Genomic DNA, 18,995 nt, shown 5'->3' with positions numbered 1-18,995 from the left:
CGTCTGAAACAAATGTGACGCCTGAGACAATGAAAAGACGCCAACGATATCCGCTGCTCGGCGTTCGATTCTGTCGTGTCCATCGATGGGACGACAGTTGCGTAAATCGAAACATTATTCGGACACTTCACCGAATGGTATAGCTGATATGTACGAATGGTCACGATTGCGTGAGGTGATCTGAAACGGCCCCTTAGCTAACATGGCTAATCATCATTCCGGAACGTGAGATATGGGCGGAATGTCCGGCTTCGCCGGTATGCGTGGGCGGTGAAATGTGGTCTACATCAACTAGTTTGAGTGTTGCAGGTCACCGATGGCGGACGTACCCTCGTCTCTGCACGATCCGCGAACTCATATCGTCGCCGACCGTGAGAAATCGATATTCATCACCGGGTAGTCCGATCGAACGAATTCTGCGCCGTCACCTTTCCGAGACATTTCGCGGCGGCGTTGATCGTGTTGCGCCGCTTCTCGAAATTCGTTGTGACGGAAATAATCGCGGGCGTAAGGTTCGTTCTTGTCGACGGGGCGACAACTATCCAGGGGGCCCACACGCCCATTCTTCCGTTGAAGTGGAAGTGCATCTCGTGTGGTCCTGAGGATCCGTTCGGGGTCAGCCCCCAGTCCCGACGGGTGCAGTCAATGACGACGCATGGGAGGCCGCGTGACCATCTCGGAGAAGAACTTCGTGACGTCTCACGACGCTGCGTCGGAGGGTGTGCGGTCACGAGCCGACACCCTCCCTCTGTCCGCTGCTCAGCGCGGGATCTGGTTCGCCCAGCACGTTGCGGGCGACCTGCCCATCTCGGTTGCGCAATACGTCGAGATCAACGGCCCGCTCGACCCCGACGCGCTCGAGGAGGCAGCCCGGAGCACCGGCCGCGAGTTCGGTTCCGGGTACCTGCGACTGGTAGTGGTCGACGGTGAGCCGAGGCAGTACGTCGACGAGTCCCGGGGTGCGCCGGCATACACGGTGGACCTGCGCGACCACGACGATCCCGTTGCCACCGCGCATCGCCTGATGACCGAGGACTATTCGCGTCCGCTGGACCTGCTCGACGACCACCTGATGGTCAGCATCGTCTACCGCGTCGGCGACGAGCACTGGCTCTGGTACCTGCGGGCGCACCACATCGCGCTCGACGGGTTCGGTGCGGTGACGATGGTCCGGCGCATCACCGAGCGCTACAACGCCGCGATCCGCGGGGAGGAGCCACCGCCCTGCGCCGCAAGCGATCTCGCCGACATCATCGAGCAGGACGCCTCGTACCCGGGGTCGTCGAGATACGAGAACGACCGCAAGTACTGGAAGGAACACCTCGATGGCGCACCGCCGGTCGTCAGCCTCGCGGGACGTCCCGGCAAGCCGACGCTGCATCCGATCCTGGTGAGCACGCCGCTGCCCGACGAGACCGCCCGGTTGCTCGACGACGCGTCGCGCGACGGCGGCGTCACCCCGGTGATCGTCGCGGCGTTCGCCGCCTACCTCGCCCGCATGACCGGCAGTGGCGAGGTCCTGCTGAGCCTGCCCGTCTCGGGCCGGCACTCGGCGGTGCTCCGCCGCTCCGGCGGCATGGTCGCCAACGTCGTGCCGTTGCGCGTCCCGGTGGCCGGCCGAACCCTCGACGAGGTCGTGACCGCCACCAAGGGCGAGTTGCTCAGCGCACTACGGCGCCAGCGCTACCGCCAGGAGGACATCTTCCGCGACATGGGGATCTCCCGCGACGAGGCGTCGTCGTTCGGGCCCGCGGTGAACCTCATGCTCGTCGACAGCGAGGTCGTGTTCGGCGACGTCGCCGGTCGTCTGCACGTCCTCACGTCCGGTCCCACCTCGGACCTGTTCGTGAACATCTACCCGGGGGCCGGCCCGGACAGCACGCACATCGACTTCCAGGGCAACCCGAACATCTACACACGCGAGGAACTCGCCGGGCATCACGAGCGCTTCCTGCGCTTCCTGCACGCGTTCCTGAGCGCATCACCCGACGACCAGGTCGGCACCCTGCAACTGCTCACCGAATCCGAGCGCGCCGAACTGCTGCCGGTCCGCGGCGCGCGGGGCGTGGCGCCGCGGATGCTCCCGGACATCCTCACCGACACCGCTCGGCGCCACCCCGACCGCACCGCGGTCGTCGCGGAGGACCACCGGTGGACCTATGCCGATCTCGACGCCATCTCGACGTCCCTGGCGCACCGCCTCATCGAGGCCGGCTGCGGGCCGGACACGTCCGTGGCGATACTCCTCAGACGGTCCGGGTGGACTGTCGCCGCTGCGTGGGCGGTTGCGAAGTCCGGGGCGGCCATCGTCCAGGTCGACCCGGACTACCCACGCAAACGTATCGAGCACATCGTCGCCGACAGCGGCGCCGATGTCGCCGTCACGACCGGTGACCTCGCCGATCGCCTGCCGGAGTCGACGAGCCGCGTCATCCTCGAGGACTTCGACCACGCGGGCGCCGGACCGGCCGACCCCGTCGGTGACGAGGACCGTATCCGGCCGCTGCGCCCCGACAACGTCGCCTACATGACCTACACGTCCGGGTCGACCGGTGTGCCTAAGGGCGTGCAGGTCACCCACAACGGCCTCGCGAACCTCATCGCCGATCGCATCGCCGTCTACGGCCTCGACGCCGAGTCGAGGGTGTCGTACGCGCTGTCGCCGAGCTTCGACGCGTCGATGGAGCAGTTCCTCACCTGCTTCGCGAGCGGTGCCGCGCTGGTGGTCGTGCCGCCGCAGGTCATCGGCGGGGACCGGCTCACACAGTTGCTCGCCGACGAGGGTGTCACCCACCTGACCCTCACCCCGTCGATGCTCGCCACGGTCGACCCCGAGCCGCTGACCCGGCTGCGGGTGGTCGTCGTCGGCGGTGACCGCACCGCGCCGAACGTCGTCGAACGCTGGACGCGCCGGGCACGGATGATCAACGAGTACGGGCCGACGGAGGCGACGATCACCGCGGCCGGCGGCCTGATCGCACCCGACGAGGACCTCACCGTCGGACGCCCGATCCGCGGGGCGTCGATGATGATCCTCGACCCCGCGCTGCAGCCGGTCCCGGTCGGCACCGCGGGCGAACTCTATCTCGCGGGGCCGGGTCTGGCCCGCGGTTACAGCAACCTGTTCGCGCAGACCGCCGCACGGTTCGTGGCCGACCCGCACGGGGCGCCGGGGGAGCGGATGTACCGCACCGGCGACCTCGCCCGCTGGGTGGTCCGCAACGGTGAACTGTCGCTGGAACTGTTGGGCCGCACCGACTTCCAGCTCAAGATCCGCGGCTACCGCATCGAGCCGGGGGAGATCGACGCGGCGCTCGTCGAGCACGACGACGTCGAGGCGTCGATCACCGTGCCGGTGCGCAACAACGCCGGCGCGACGGTGCTGGCGTCGTACGTGGTGCCGTCCGCGGGCCGGCGGATCGACGTCTCCGAGCTCAACCGGTACGCCCGCGAGACCCTGCCGCCGCACATGGTCCCGGCGGTGATCACCCCGCTGGAGTCGTTGCCGCTCAACCCGTTCGGCAAGGTCGACCGCAAAGCGCTGCCCGCCCCGGTGTTCGCGTCGACGCGCGCCGGGCGGCCGCCATCGACACCCGCGGAATACAAGATCGCACAGCTGTTCTCCGAGGTGCTCGGGGTCAAGTCGGTCGGTGCGGAGGACAGCTTCTTCGTCCTCGGCGGCGACAGCATCTCCTCGATCGAGCTCGTATCCCGCGCGAAGGCGGCCGGTCTGGCGTTCACCACCCAGGACGTGTTCGAGTGCAAGACCGTTGCGGCGCTGGCGACGCGGGCGAGTGCGGTCACCGACGACGCCGCGCTGCACGAGTTGCCCGGCGGCGCGGTCGGGTCGTTCCCACTCGCGCCGATCATGCACGAGATGCTCGAACGCGGTCACTTTGACCGTTTCGGGCAGGCCGCGCTGATCGAGCTGCCCGACGACGTGGACCGCGACCGCCTGATCCGCGCGCTGCAGGCGGTCATCGACCGCCACGACATCCTGCGCGCGGTACTCCACGAGGAGCAGCCGGGGGAGGGCTACGTCGAGGTCCGCGACCGCGGCACCGTCGACGCCGCGGACTCGCTCGTCGAGGTCGTCCTCGAACGCCGCGACGCCGACGAGGTCGACCAGCACCTGCAGTCGGCCGCCGACGATCTCGATCCACGTGCCGGCGTGCTGACCCGGTTCGTCTGGATGACCTCGCGGCACCGCGACCGTCCGGATCTGCTGTGGTTGGTCGTCCACCACCTCGGGGTGGACGGGGTGTCCTGGCGCATCCTGCTCGCCGACCTCGCGGTCGCCTGGCAGCAGGTCGCGTCGGGCATGACGCCGCAGCTGAGTCGTCCGACCACATCGGTCCGGCGCTGGGTCCACGGTCTCGTCGAACGCGCCTCGGGTCGCACCGCCGCCGAACTCGACCACTGGAGGCGCACCCTCGCGCCGGGTGAGCGGCCCCTCGGCCCCCGGCCGCTCGACCCGCGGCGCGACGTCGTGTCCACCGCCGGCCGGATCCGGCTGCGCATCCCCACAGAGGTCACCGAGGCCGTCGTGACCACCGCACCCGGTCGGTTCCACGGCGGTCCGAACGACTCGCTGCTCGCGGCCCTCGCGCTCGCGCTGGCGCGCTGGCGTGCCCGTCGCGGCTCGCATCCCGCCGCCGAGCTGATCGCCCTCGAGGGCCACGGCCGAGAGCAGGCGGCGGTGCCCGGCGCCGACCTCACCTCGACCGTCGGCTGGTTCACCTCGCGGTACCCGGTGCGCCTCGACCTCGCCGGCCTCGACCTCGACGACGCGTTCTCCGGCGGTGCGAGCGCGGGCGCGGCGATCAGGGCGGTCAAGGAGACGCTGCGGGCCATTCCCGACAACGGCATCGGGTACGGCATGGTGCGCCACCTCGATCCGGCCGGCCGCAGCGCACTCGGCCACCGACCCGAGCCGCAGATCGGTTTCAACTACCTGGGCCGCGCGGGCACCCGCGAGCACGCCGGTCCCTGGGCGCCGTCGCGCGAGTTCGACGCGCTGGCCGGCACCGCCGACCCGATGATGGCGCTGCCCGCGGTCCTCGACATCAACGCGATCGCCGACCCGGGGCCCGCCGGTCTCGAACTCGACGCCACCTGGGAATTCGCGTCGAAGATCCTCGACCGCGCCGACGTCGAGGAACTCGCCCGGCTGTGGATCGACGCGCTCGGCGCCATCGCCCGGCACGTGCGCGACGAGCACTCCGGAGGGTTCACCCCGTCGGACTTCCCGCTCGTGGAGGTCACCCAGGACGAGATCGACCGCTGGTCGCGCGAGTATCCGTCGCTGACCGACGTGTGGCCGCTGACCGCGCTGCAGTCCGGGCTCCTGTTCCACGCGACCTTCAACGGGAACGGCCCCGACGGGAACGACCCCCATTCCGACAGCACCGGCGGGCAAGCTCACGCCGCGACCGACGGCTACGTCGTCCAGGCCGAACTCGCCTTCGCCGGGACGCTGCAGCCGGATCGGATGCGGCGGGCCGCGCAGCAAGTGCTCGACCGACACGACAGCCTGCGCGTCGCGTTCGTCGAAACCCCCTCCGGACCAAGGCAACTGGTGCTCGGTCAGGTCTGGGTCGAATGGACCGACTCCGACCTCACCCGCATCGCCGACCCCGTCGAGCGGAAGCGGGAGCTGCGCCGGATCATCGACGCGGAGAACGCCCCCTTCGACCTCGCCCGGCCGCCGCTGATCAGGTTCCACCTCGCCCGGGTCGACGACGACGAGTACACGCTGGTCCTCACCAATCACCACATCGTGCTCGACGGCTGGTCGACGCCGCTGCTCGTCCACGAGCTGCTGTTGTGCTACCTCGCCGACGGCGACACCTCCGGGCTGCCGCAGCCCCGCTCGTTCCGGGATTACCTGCAGTGGCTGGCCTCCCAGGACCACGACGCCACGGTCCGCGCCTGGCAGGAGATGCTCTCCGGCATCGAAGGCCCGACGCATCTGACCGGCGGCGGCGACCGCAACGCCGGGACCGCCGGGGTCGCACAGGTCGACTGCGACCTCGATCCCGCGACCTCCGAGGCGATCCTCGGACTCGGCCGTGCCCACGGCGTCACGCCGAACACCGCGATCCAGGTCGCGTGGGCCTTGTTGCTGTCGACGATGATCGGCCGCACCGACGTCGTCTTCGGCAACACCGTCTCCGACCGTCCCGCCCACATCCCGGGCGTCGACCAGATGGTCGGCCTGTTCATCAACACGCTCCCGGTGCGGGTGCGGCTGGAGCCGAACGAGACGGTCGCCGAGCTGCTGGCGCGCATCCAGACCGAGCAGGCCTCGATGCTCGATCACCGCAACATCGGTCTCGCGGAACTGCAACGGGCCGCCGGGATGTCCGACATCTTCGACACCGCAACGGTTCTGGAGTCCTATCCGCTCGACGCCGAGGGCGTCAACCGGTTGCTGGCGCAGGCCGGCCTGCAGTGGAAGGGGCGGGTCGCCCGCGACGCGACGCCGTACCCGGTCAGCCTCCAGGTGACCCCGCCGCGCCCGAGCGGCGACGGCCGCTTCGAGCTGATCCTCAAGTACGCGACCACGCGCCTCGACGCCGAGTCCGCGGAACTGCTGCTCGAACGGTTCACGCTGTTGCTGCAGCAGATCACCGCGGAACCCGACCGCAAGGTCGCGGCGGTGTCGCCCTGCTGGGACACCGAGTTCGCCGAACTGGTCCGGGTCGACGGCCCGGCGCCGGTGCCGCCGCGCGCGCTCGGCGACATCTGGACCGACACCGCGCGCCGGTTCCCCGACGAGCCCGCCGTGCGCTGGCAGGGTCGGACGTCGACCTACCGCGAGCTCGACCGCCGCGCCGTTGCGATCGCGCGCGACCTCGCCGAGCGGGGCGCCGGCCCCGAGCGGTTCGTCGCGCTCGCGGTGCCGCGGTCGGTCGACCTGGTCGTCGCGATGTGGGCGATCGCCAAGACCGGTGCGGCGTTCGTCGCGCTCGACCCGGGCAATCCCGCCTACCGGCTGGCCGAACTGATCGGCGACGCGAAGTGCGCCATCGGCGTCACCACCACGTCGATGCTGCCCAGCCTGCCGGAGAGCGTGGAGTGGCTGCGGATCGACGAGGCGACAGACGAGTCCGCGGCAGGTCCGGACACCGAGCCGATGCGTCCGGACCTCGTCCATCCCGACTCCGCCGCCTATCTCATCTTCACGTCGGGGTCGACGGGCCGGTCGAAGGCGGTCGAGATCAGCCACCGCGGCATCGCCGATCGTGTCGTGGCGCAAGCCGACCACTTCCGCATGGGACCGGGGTCGCGGATGCTGCAGGTCGCCTCGCCGGGGTTCGACGCCTGCGTGTCCGAGGTGCTCAACGCCCACAGCTGTGGCGCATGCCTGGTCATCGCGCCGCAGGACGTCTACGGCGGCGCCGAACTCGCCGACCTCATCCGGACCGAGCAGGTCACCCACGCGATCATCACCCCGACCGCGCTCAACACCATGGATCCCGCACAGGTGCCGTCGCTGACGACGGTCACCGTCGTCGGGGAGGCGACCGGCGCGGACATCGTCAACCGGTGGGCGCCCGGCCGGCGGCTGATGAACCACTACGGCCCCACCGAGTGCACCATCTGGGCCACCGCCGCCGACGACCTGCGGCCCGGGCAGCCGGTGACCATCGGCCGGCCGATCCACGGGGTCTCGGCGTTGGTGCTCGACCCGTGGTTGCGGCCCGTCCCGGTCGGGGTGGTCGGCGAGCTCTACCTCGGCGGCCCGGGTGTGGCCCGCGCCTACCACGACCGGCCCGGGCTCACCGCCGGCCGCTTCGTCCCCGACCCACGGTCGCCGGCGGGGGAGCGGCTCTACCGCACCGGTGACCAGGTGCGTTGGGTTCGCGGCCGCGACGGTCTGGAGCTGGAGTACCTCGGCCGCAACGACGACCAGGTGAAGGTCCACGGCCTGCGCATCGAGACCGGTGACATCGACGCGCGGCTCAGCCGGCACCGGTCGGTCGCGCAGGCGGCCACCGTCGTCCAGCCGGGCCCAGCGGATCAGCCGCTCATCGTGTCGTTCGTGGTCGGCACGCCGGGCGAGGCGCTCGACGTCGACGCCCTGCGCGAGGATCTCGCGAAGTGGTTGCCGCACTACATGGTTCCGGCCGCGGTCGTCGAACTCGACGCGATGCCGGTCACCCGCACCGGCAAGATCGACCGTAAGGCGTTGCCCATCTGGGACTTCCGTGCGGAGACCGCAGGCGGCCGGCCGCCGGAGACCCCGGCCGAGAAACTACTCGCGCGGTTGTTCGCCGAGGTGCTCGAGGTCGACGAGGTCAGCGCCGACGACAACTTCTTCGCACTCGGCGGCGACAGCATCGTCTCGATGCGGCTGGTCGCTGCCGCGCGGGACGCCGGACTGCGAATCACCGGCCGACAGGTCTTCGAGGCCCAGACGGTGGCTGCGCTTGCCGAGCTCGCCGAGGTTCCATCCGCCGGAACCGGGGCCGGGACGCCCTCGCGGGCAACCGATCTCGCTGAACTCGGGGAGACCGACGAGGAGGTCCTCCGCCACCGTTACCCGGGCCTGGTCGACGTGTGGCCCCTCTCCCCGACGCAGGCGGGCATCCACTTCCACTCGACGCTCGACCCGGACGCGGTGGACAACTACACCGTCCGGTCGACGATCCGGCTGTCCGGCGAGGTCGACGCCGCCCGGTTGCGTGCCGCCGCACAGGCCCTCGTCGACCGGCATGACATCCTGCGCGCCGCGTTCGTCGAGACCTCGCGCGGCCCGCGCCAGGTCGTCGTCGGCCGGGTCGACGTCGCCTTCCGTGAGATCGACCTCGGCGACCGGACGCCCGAGGCGGCGGCCGCCGAGGCCGAACGGATCGCCGCCGAGGACGACACCACCGGCTTCGATCTCGGCGTCCCCTCGCTCATCCGGTTCACCCTCGTCCGGCTCGGCGCCGACACCTACGCGCTGCACATCACCAATCATCATGTGATCCTCGACGGCTGGTCGATGCCGTTGCTCATCGGCGAACTCCTCGAGTTCTACGGCGACCCGCCGCGGATCGCGACGGCCGGTCCGGCGCCGTCCTACCGCGACTATCTGGTCTGGCTGGGCGAGCAGGACCACGAGGCCTCGGTCGCGACCTGGGCCCGGGCGTACGGCGACGTCGAGGCCGGGACGCGGGTGAGCCGCCTCGACACCGCGATGACCGGGGACGTCGCCGACGAGATCGTCGCCGAGCTGCCCGCCCAGGAGTTCACGCGACTGCGTTCGGTCGCCGCGGATTCCGCGGTCACCGTCTCCACCGCGCTGTCCACCGCGTGGGCGCTGGTGCTGCGAGTCCTCACCGGCGAGACCGACGTGATCCTGGGGTCGGCGGTGGCCGGCCGCCCGCCGGAACTGCCCGACGTCGACCGGACCCTGGGCATGTTCCTCACCACGGTGCCGGTCCGGGTGCGGCTCGACCCGTCGTCCACGTTGCGGCAGATGCTGATCCGCGCGCAAGAGGACAACGCCCGGCTGCTCGACCACCACTTCGTGGGCCTGCCGGCCATCCAGCGCGCCGTCGGCCACACCGACCTGTTCGACACCGCGCTGGCCTACCAGTCCTTCCCGCTGCGCGAGGAGATGCTCGCCGACCTCGTCGCCTCGGCAGGATTGCGGGTCGACGGGATCTCCGGGGTCGATGCCACGCCGTACCCGTTGAGCGTCGTCGTCGCGCCGAAGAACGTCGTCGACGACGGGGATTCGGGTCTGACGGTCACGCTGCGGTACCGGCGTGACGAATTCGGGGCCGGGCGCGCGCGAGAGATCGTCGACCTGTTCGTCGAATGCCTCGCCCGCATCGCCGACGACCCGGACACCCGGCTCGGCATGCTCGTCCACGGTGGCGGCGCGCTCGACGTGCCCGAACCGGTGCGCTCGCCGAATCCCCGGACGCTGCCCGACATCCTCGCGGCGAGCGTCCGGCGCGACCACGAGGCGATCGCGGTGACCACCGCGTGTGCCTCGGTCTCGTACGGCCGGCTCGACGAACGGTCGAACCAGCTGGCCCGGCTCCTGCTGTCCCACGGGATCGGGCGGGGCGACGTCGTCGCCTGTGTGTTGCCGCGTTCGCTCGACGCAGTCGTCGCCGTCTGGTCTGTCGCCAAGACCGGCGCGGCGTTCCTGCCGGTGGACCCGACCCTGCCTGCCGACCGGATCGGATACCTGCTCTCCGACGGTCAGGTCAGGCTGGGTCTCACGCACGCCGGGATCGCTACCCTGGACGGTCCCGGCGTGCCCAGGGGCCTCGAATGGCTGGTCCTCGACGACGAGGAGGTCCTCGGCCTGCTCGACGCCCAACCCACCGAGCCCGTCACCGACGCCGAGCGCGATGCGTCGATCCTGCCCGACCAGCCCGCATACGTCATCTACACGTCCGGTTCGACCGGCACTCCGAAGGGCGTGGAGGTCAGCCACCGGGGCCTGTCGGCCATCGTCGCCGCCGAGGGCGGTGTCCTCGACGTCGATCCGGGCGCCAGTGTCCTGCAGGTGTCCTCGCCGAGCTTCGACGCGTCGGTGTTCGAGCTCCTGATCGGGCACGGGGCGGGGGCGCGGCTGGTGGTGTCGCCGCCGGACGTCTACGGCGGTCCCGAACTCGCCGAACTGATCCGCCACGAGGCGGTGACGCACGCGGTGCTGACGCCGTCGGCGATCGCCACCGTTCCCCACGAGGGCCTCGACAGCCTGCGTGTCCTCGCCACCGCGGGCGAGGCCGTCGGGCCCGAGTTGATCGCCCGGTGGGCGCCGGGCCGGCGGATGGTGAACCTGTACGGCCCCACCGAGGGCACCATCTGGGCGACCGCGTCCGTCCTCGACCCCGGCCGCCCGGTGACGATCGGCCGCGCGATCGCGTCGGTGGGTGCGGTCGTCCTCGACACCTGGATGCGTCCGGTTCCCGACGGCGTGGTCGGCGAGCTGTACCTGTTCGGGCCCGGCCTGGCCATTGCCTACCGCGGCCGGCCCGACACCACCGCGACCCGCTTCGTCGCGTCCCCGTTCGGCGGACCCGGCGAGCGTATGTACCGCACCGGCGACCTCGTGCGACGCACCGCGGACGGCGCACTGGAATATCTGGGCCGCAACGACTTCCAGGTGAAGATTCGCGGCACCCGGATCGAGGTCGGGGAGATCGATGCCGTGCTCGGGGCGCGCGACGACGTCGCCTACGCCGCGACGCTCGCGCGCAGCTTCGACGGCTCGCCGCAGATGCTGGTGTCCTACGTGGTCGCCGCGCCCGGGGCGACGCTGTCGGGCGACGAGCTGCGCGAGGCCCTCGCCGACAGGCTGCCCGCCTACATGGTGCCCGCGGCCGTCGTCGTGCTCGACGAGATCCCGCGTACCCCGACCGGCAAGCTGGACCGTCGCGCACTGCCCGCGCCGGTCTTCGCGGCGCGCGCCTATCGCGCCCCGTCGACCCCGACCGAGACCCTCGTCGCCGAGACCTTCGCGGACGTGCTCGGGGTCGAGCGGGTCGGCGCCGACGACGACTTCTTCGCCCTCGGCGGCGATTCGCTCAGCGCCTCGGTGGTCGCGGCCCGCGTGGGTTCCGCACTCGGGGTGCGCATCCCGGTCCGCGCGCTGTTCGAGGCGCCGACCGTCGCGTCCCTCGCCGGACTCGCCGGGTCGCTGCAGGGCGTCCGCATCCCGCTGGCGCCGGCCCGGCGTCCGGAACGCATCCCGCTGTCGCCGGCGCAGCAGCGGATGTGGTTCCTCAACCGGATGGAACCGGAGTCACCCGCCTACAACATCCCGGTGATCCTGCGGCTGTCCGGGCACCTCGACATCGAGGCGCTCGAGGCCGCGCTCGGTGACGTGATGTGCCGCCACGAGGTCCTGCGGACGATCTACCCGGAGGTCGACGGCGAGCCGTACCAGCATGTCCTCGACCGGGTCGCCGCGACCGTCGAGATGCGGCAGGTCCCCGAGACCGACGCGCCGCAGGTCGTCGGCGAGTTCGTCCGCCGCGGCTTCGACGTCACGACCCGTCCGCCGCTGCGGGTGGCGCTGATCCGCCTCGACGAGAACCGCACCACGGGTTCCGCCGGAACCGGCGACACCTCAGGCGAATTCCTTCTGGTCCTGGTCGTCCACCACATCGCAGGCGACGGGCAGTCGATGGCTCCCCTGGCCCGGGACGTGATGACCGCGTACGCCGCGCGCCACGCCGGGCACGAGCCGGACTGGGAACCGCTGGAGGTCCAGTACGCCGACTACGCGCTCTGGCAGCGCCAGGTGCTCGGCGAGGAAGACGATCCACAGTCCCTCATGCACGCGCAGCTGGAGTACTGGCGCACCGAGCTCGCGGAGATCCCCGATGTGCTCGACCTGCCCACCGACCGGCCGCGGCCGCAGGTGGCAAGCCTGGCCGGTGGCCACGTGCCGGTCGAGATCGAACCCGACCTGCACGCCCGGCTCACGGAACTGGCGCGGGCCCACAACACCTCGCTGTTCATGGTGGTGCACGCCGCACTCGCCGCGCTGCTGGGCCGGTTGAGCGGTGGCGAGGACATCGTCATCGGCACCCCGGTGGCCGGTCGCGGTGAGCCCGGCCTCGAGGATCTCGTCGGCATGTTCGTCAACACGCTCGCTCTGCGCACGGCGGTCGACGGGCAGGGCTCCTTCACCGACCTGCTCGGCAGGGTCCGCGACACCGACCTGCGGGCGTTCGAGCACGCCGACGTCCCGTTCGAGCGGATCGTCGAGGAACTCAACCCGCAACGCTCCTCCGCGCACCACCCGATCTTCCAGGTGGCGCTGGCCTTCCAGAACCTGGCCGGGGCGCGGGTCGAGCTGCCCGACGTGACGGTGACCCGCGAACAGGCCGATGCCGGGGTCTGCCAGTTCGACCTGCAACTCGTCGTCTCCGACTCCTACCGGGAAGACGGTGCGCCACAGGGTATCTCGGGCGCGATGATGTTCGCCCGCGACCTCTTCGACGAGGCGACCGTCGCCGGTTTCGTCCAGCGCCTGCGCCGTGTGCTCGAGGCGGTCGTGGTCCGGCCCGACACCCCGGTCGGCGACATCGACTGGCTGGGCGCCGACGAGCGCGCCGACCTGCTGTCGCGGATCGGCCGGCCGCGGCCCGGCTTCGATCCGCTGCCGGCGACGGTCACGCTGCCCGAGGTGTTCGCCGCCGCGGTGCGCCGCGACCCCCGCGGCCCGGCCGTGATCGCCGGCGACACCGAACTGTCCTACGCCGAACTCGACCGCCGCTCGAACCGGCTCGCGCACCGGCTCATCGCGGCCGGCGCGGGCCCCGAGGATCGCGTCGTGATGGCGATCGAGCGGTCGCTCGACTCGGTGGTCGCGTGGTGGGCCATCGTCAAGACCGGCGCCGCCTACGTGCCGGTCGACCCGCACTACCCGACTGCACGGATCACCCAGATGATCGGCGATTCCGGTGCGACGCTGGGTATCACGACGCGGGCGGCGCGGTCCGCGTTGCCGGACGACGTCTCGTGGGTCGTCCTCGACGACCCGGACGAGGCGGCACACATCGCCGATTCCGACGACGGGGAGATCGCCCAGGCCGACCGCATCCGGCCGCTGCGTCCGGAGAACGCCGCCTGGGTGGTGTTCACCTCCGGGTCCACCGGCGTGCCCAAGGGCGTGGTGGTCACGCACGCCGGCATCGCCGACTACCTCGCCACGCTGCACGTCGACGACGACGAGCGCCCCGGGTCGCGGGTCCTGCACTTCGCGTCCCCGTCCTTCGACGCGTCGTTGCTGGAGATCCTGTACGCGATCAGCGCGTCGTCGGCGCTCGTGGTCGCCCCGACCGCCGTCCGCGGCGGGCGCGAACTGGGTGACTTCCTGCGCGAGAAGCGCATCACCCACGCGTTCGTCACCCCCGCGGCCCTGGCGTCGGTGGAACCCGAGGACCTCGACGACCTGCGCTTCGTGATGTCCGGCGGCGACGAGGTCCCCACCGACCTCATCAGCCGCTGGGTCGGCGACGACCCGGCGACCGCCCGTCGCTTCCGGGTCCTCTACGGCCCGACCGAGGCGACGATCGTCGCGACCGCGACCGAGCCGATCCCGGCGGGGGAGCGGTCCACCATCGGCACCCCGGTCGCCGGGATGCAGGCGCTGGTCCTCGACGACCGGATGCAGCCGGTGCCGGTCGGGGTGGCCGGCGAACTGTACGTCGCCGGTAGGGCCCTGGCGCGCGGCTATCTGAACCGGCCCGGGGTCTCGGCGTCGCGGTACGTGGCCAATCCGTACGGCCGGCCCGGCGAGCGGATGTACCGCACCGGCGACGTCGTCCGGTGGAACACCGCCGGCAATCTGGAGTTCCTGGGACGCAACGACTTCCAGGTCAAGATCCACGGCTTCCGGGTGGAGCTCGGTGAGATCGACGCCGCACTGTCCGCCCACGCCGAGATCAGCTTCGCGGCGACCGTGCCGCGTCGCGACGCCGCGGTCGGCACCCGTCTGGTCTCCTACGTGGTGCCCGCGCCCGGCGCGGTGGTGTCGGGGGAGAAGCTGCGCGGCCTGCTCGCCGACGTGCTGCCGCCGTACATGGTGCCCGCGGCCGTCGTCGTCCTCGACGAGATCCCGCTGACGCCGTCCGGCAAGCTCGACCGCAAGGCGCTGCCCGCCCCGATGATCACGTCGCAGCGGTTCCGTGCCCCGTCGACGCCGGTCGAGGAGATCGTGGCCGGGGTCTTCGCCGACGTCCTCGGCGTGACCGGCGGTGTCGGCGCCGACGACGACTTCTTCGACCTCGGCGGCAACAGCCTCGCCGCGACCCGCGTGGTGTCGCGGATCGGCGCGGCCCTCGACACCGAGGTCCCGGTGGCGATGATCTTCGAGGCACCCACGGTCGCGAAGCTCGCCGCGCGCGCCGAATCCCACGCGGCGAGCGGGCGTGTCCCGCTGGTCGCACGGGAGCGTCCGGAGCGGGTTCCGCTCTCGTTCGCGCAGCAGCGGATGTGGTTCCTCAGCCGCATCGAACCCGATTCGGCCGCGTACTCCATCCCGATCGTGGTGCGACTGTCCGGACGGCTCGACGTCGACGCGATGCGTGCCGCGATCGACGACGTGGTCGCACGCCACGAGATCTTGCGGACGGTGTACCCGTACATGGATTCCGAACCGGCGCAGGTGATCCTGCCGCCCGAACCCGAACGTGTCCCGATCGTCACCGAGCAGGTGTCACAGGACCGGCTCGACGAGGCGATGTCGCAGTTGCTCGCCCAGCCCTTCGACGTCACCGCCGAGGTCCCGCTGCGGATCCGGCTGTTCGACCTCGGCGGCGGCGAGTGGGTGCTCGCGGTGATCATCCACCACATCGGCGCCGACGGCTCATCGTTGCCGCCGCTGGCCCGTGACCTGATGACCGCGTACGTCGCGCGGGTCGAGGGGGAGGCGCCGCGGTGGGATCCGCTGCCGGTGCAATACGCCGACTACGCGATCTGGCAGCGCGAGGTCCTCGGCTCGTATGACGACGAGAACTCGCTGCTGCGTGCCCAGATCCGGTACTGGACACGGCAGCTCGAGGACGCGCCGGCGCTGCTGGAACTGCCCACCGACCGTCCGCGCCCGCCGGTGCAGTCGTACGCGGGCGACACCGTCCCGATGCGGATCGACGCCGAGTTGCACGCGGCGCTGCAACAGGTCGCCCGCGCCCACAACACCACGCTGTTCATGGTGTTCCACGCGGCGCTGGCCGCCCTGCTCGCACGCCTGGCGTCGACCGACGACGTCACCATCGGTACCCCGTACGCCGGCCGCGGCGAACGCGAACTCGACGACCTGATCGGCATGTTCGTCAACACGCTGGTCCTGCGGACCCGGCTGCGGCCCGGGATGTCGTTCCGCGAATTGCTCGACGAGGTCCGCGAGACCGACCTCGCCGCATTCGGGCATGCCGACGTGCCGTTCGAGCGACTCGTCCAGGAGCTCAACCCGGTTCGCTCGGACGCCCACAACCCGTTGTTCCAGGTGATGCTGGCCTTCCAGAACATGGCCGGCTCCGGCATCGAATTGCCGGACCTCTCTGTGACGGCCGTCGAACCCGACACCGGTCTGTCGCTGTTCGACCTGCAGGTCACGGTCGCAGACAACTACGACGAGCACGGGGCGCCCGCGGGCATCACCGGCGGGATCACCTACGCCACCGATCTCTTCGACGCGTCGACCGTCGCCGGGTTCGCGGATCGCCTCGTGACGATGCTGGAGGCGCTCGCCGCCGATCCGCGTCGGCCGATCGGCGACGTCGAGCTGCTCGACGAGGCCGAACGCGACGAGGTGCTGGTGCGGTGCAACGCGACCGCGCACGAGCTCGATCCCGCCGAGACCCTCGCGTCGGTCTTCGCCGGGGCGGCGCAGCGGTTCGCCGACCGCCCCGCGGTCACCGCGGGCGGGGACACGCTGACCTACGCGGAGTTCGCGCGCCGGGTGAACCGGCTGGCGCGGTGGCTCGTCTCCCGCGGCGTCGGACCCGACACCCGGGTGGCGCTGCGGATGAGGCGCTCGCTCGACCAGGTCACCGCGATGTACGCCGTCCTCGCGGCCGGTGGCGCCTATGTGCCGCTCGATCCGGACCATCCGGCCGAGCGCATCGACCACATGGTCGCCACCGCCGAACCCGTCGTCGAACTGACCTCGCTGGACGGCATCGACCTCGCCGGTTTCGCCGACGCACCGCTCACCGACGCCGATCGTCGCGCGCCGCTGCGGCCGGACAACCTCGCCTACGTCCTGTTCACCTCCGGGTCGACGGGCCGGCCGAAGGGCGTCTCGATCACCCACCGGGCGGTGGTCAACCAGATCCGCTGGATCTGCGACGAGTACGGGCTCACCCCCGACGACGTGGTGCTCCAGAAGACCCCGGCCACCTTCGATGTGTCGGTCTGGGAGCTGTTCGGCACACTCGCGGTCGGCGCCCGGCTGGTGATCGCGCGCGCGGACGGGCACACCGATCCAGACCACCTCGCCGGGGTCATCGCGGCCGAGCGCGTCACCATCACCTCGTTCGTGCCGTCGATGCTGGCGGTGTTCGCCGACGCCGCGCCGGCCGGATCGCTCGACTCGCTGCGCGCGCTGCTCGTCGCGGGCGAGGCGTTCGGTCCCGACGTGGTCGCCGCCGCCCGGCGGATGCTGCCCGGCGTCGAGTTGCACAACCTGTACGGCCCGACGGAATTCACCGTGCACGCGACCGCATTCCGAGCGCGGCCCGACGACGCCGGCCCGGTGCCGATGGGCCACCCGGTGTGGAATGCCCGTGCCTACGTGCTGGATTCGCGGTTGCATCCGGTGCCGAACGGGGTGGTCGGCGACCTGTACCTCGCGGGTACGCAGGTCGCCCGCGGCTATCACGGCAGGCCGGGACTGACCGCCGAGCGTTTCGTCGCCGATCCGTTCGTGCCGGGGGAGCGGATGTACCGCACCGGCGACCTGGTCCGGCGGCGCCGGACCGGCGAGCTGGAATACCTGGGCCGCAGTGACTTCCAGGTGAAGCTGCGCGGACTGCGGATCGAGCTCGGTGAGATCGAGGCGGTGTTCGCGGCCCACCCCGCCGTCGCACGCGCGGTCGCGGTCGTCACCACGGCCGACGACGTGGGCGCCGACGGGACGACGAGCGCCGCGGAGTTCCTCGTCGTCTATGTGGTCCCGGCCAACGGCGCACCGGTCGAGTCGGTGGACACCGACGACGTGCTGGCGTTCGCATCGGGGTCGCTGCCGGGCTACATGATGCCCACCGCGGTGCTGGTGCTCGACGAGATCCCGTTCACCTCGTCGGGCAAGCTCGACCGCAAGCGACTGCCGAAGCCGGAACTGCGCACTGCGGACTACCGCCCGCCGTCGACCTGGCTGGAGAGCGAGATCGTGCACGCCTTCGAGCGTGTCCTCGGGGTGTCGCGGGTCGGCGCCGACGACGACTTCTACCGGCTCGGCGGCAACTCGCTGCGGTCGGTGCAGGTCGTCAACGAGCTGAGGAACGAACTGCACGTGGACATCCCGATCAGGATGATGCTGTCGGCATCGAGCCCGGCCGATCTGGCGCGGCGCATCTCCGACCGTCTGGAGATGGGTGAGGACCTCGACGAGTCCATGGAGTTCGACGCCATGGCGCCGCTCGGCTTCGACGTCCTGCTGCCGATCCGGCCGATGGGCGACGAGCCGCCGCTGTTCTGCGTCCATCCCGCCTCGGGGTTGTCCTGGTGTTATCACACGCTGGGACGCCGACTTGCTCCCGGACATCCGGTGTACGGCCTGCAGGCGCCACAGCTCGCGGGTGAGACACCAGGGCCCACAACGGTTTCGGCGCTGGCCCGGCGGTACTTCGAGGAGATCCGCAGGGTGCAGCCGCACGGGCCGTACCACCTGCTCGGCTGGTCGCTCGGCGGTGTCATCGCCCACGCGGTCGCCGCGCAGATGCGGGCGGCGGGGGAGGAGGTCGCCCTGCTGGCGATGCTCGACACCGAGGCCGATGCGGTGGACGTCGGCGAGATCCGCGACATCACGGCCGGTGAACTCCTCGGCAACCTGGGGCCGGTGCTCGGCATCGACTTCGTGGACGAGGACGCGACCGCGCAGGAGGCCGCGCAGCAGATCGTCGACCATCTCGGGGCGGACTTCGCCGGCGCCATGTTCGGTACCGACGGGTCCGGTATCGACGCGGCGGCGATCGAGCGTCTCACCGAGACGTACAACATGCTGATCCGGGCCATCGGCGACTGGCGGCCTCCCGTCGTCGACGTCGATCTGGCCTATTTCACCGCAACACGTGACCGGCGCGCAGATGCGTCGGGGCACAACGGGTGGTTGCCGTTCGTCCAGGGCGACGTCGTGAACGTCGACGTCGACGTGCACCACCTGGGTATGACAGAGAACGAGGCGATCGAGCAGATCGCCGAAGTTCTCGATCAACACATGACCCGCGCACACGGCCGTGAGGACGACCGTTCGGGGTCAAGCGTTTTCAACAATGGGAGATTCACCATCGAGAAATGAGGTCAGT

General features: G+C 70.8%; 1 protein-coding gene. It reads left to right on the top strand.

Going from position 1 to position 18,995, the window contains the following annotated elements; all coding sequences use genetic code 11:
* Positions 1 to 667: 667 nt before the first annotated feature.
* Positions 668 to 18,988 carry an amino acid adenylation domain-containing protein gene (locus tag ABFT43_RS08235; RefSeq protein WP_347959889.1) on the top strand — a complete coding sequence of 6,107 codons (18,321 nt, stop codon included), beginning with the start codon at positions 668 to 670 and terminating at the stop codon, positions 18,986 to 18,988.
* Positions 18,989 to 18,995 lie beyond the last annotated feature (7 nt).

Source organism: Gordonia aurantiaca (assembly GCF_039939235.1).
Classification (GTDB): domain Bacteria; phylum Actinomycetota; class Actinomycetes; order Mycobacteriales; family Mycobacteriaceae; genus Gordonia.
Note: the sequence above shows the minus strand (reverse complement) of the source record. Positions and strands in the feature narration are given on the sequence as shown.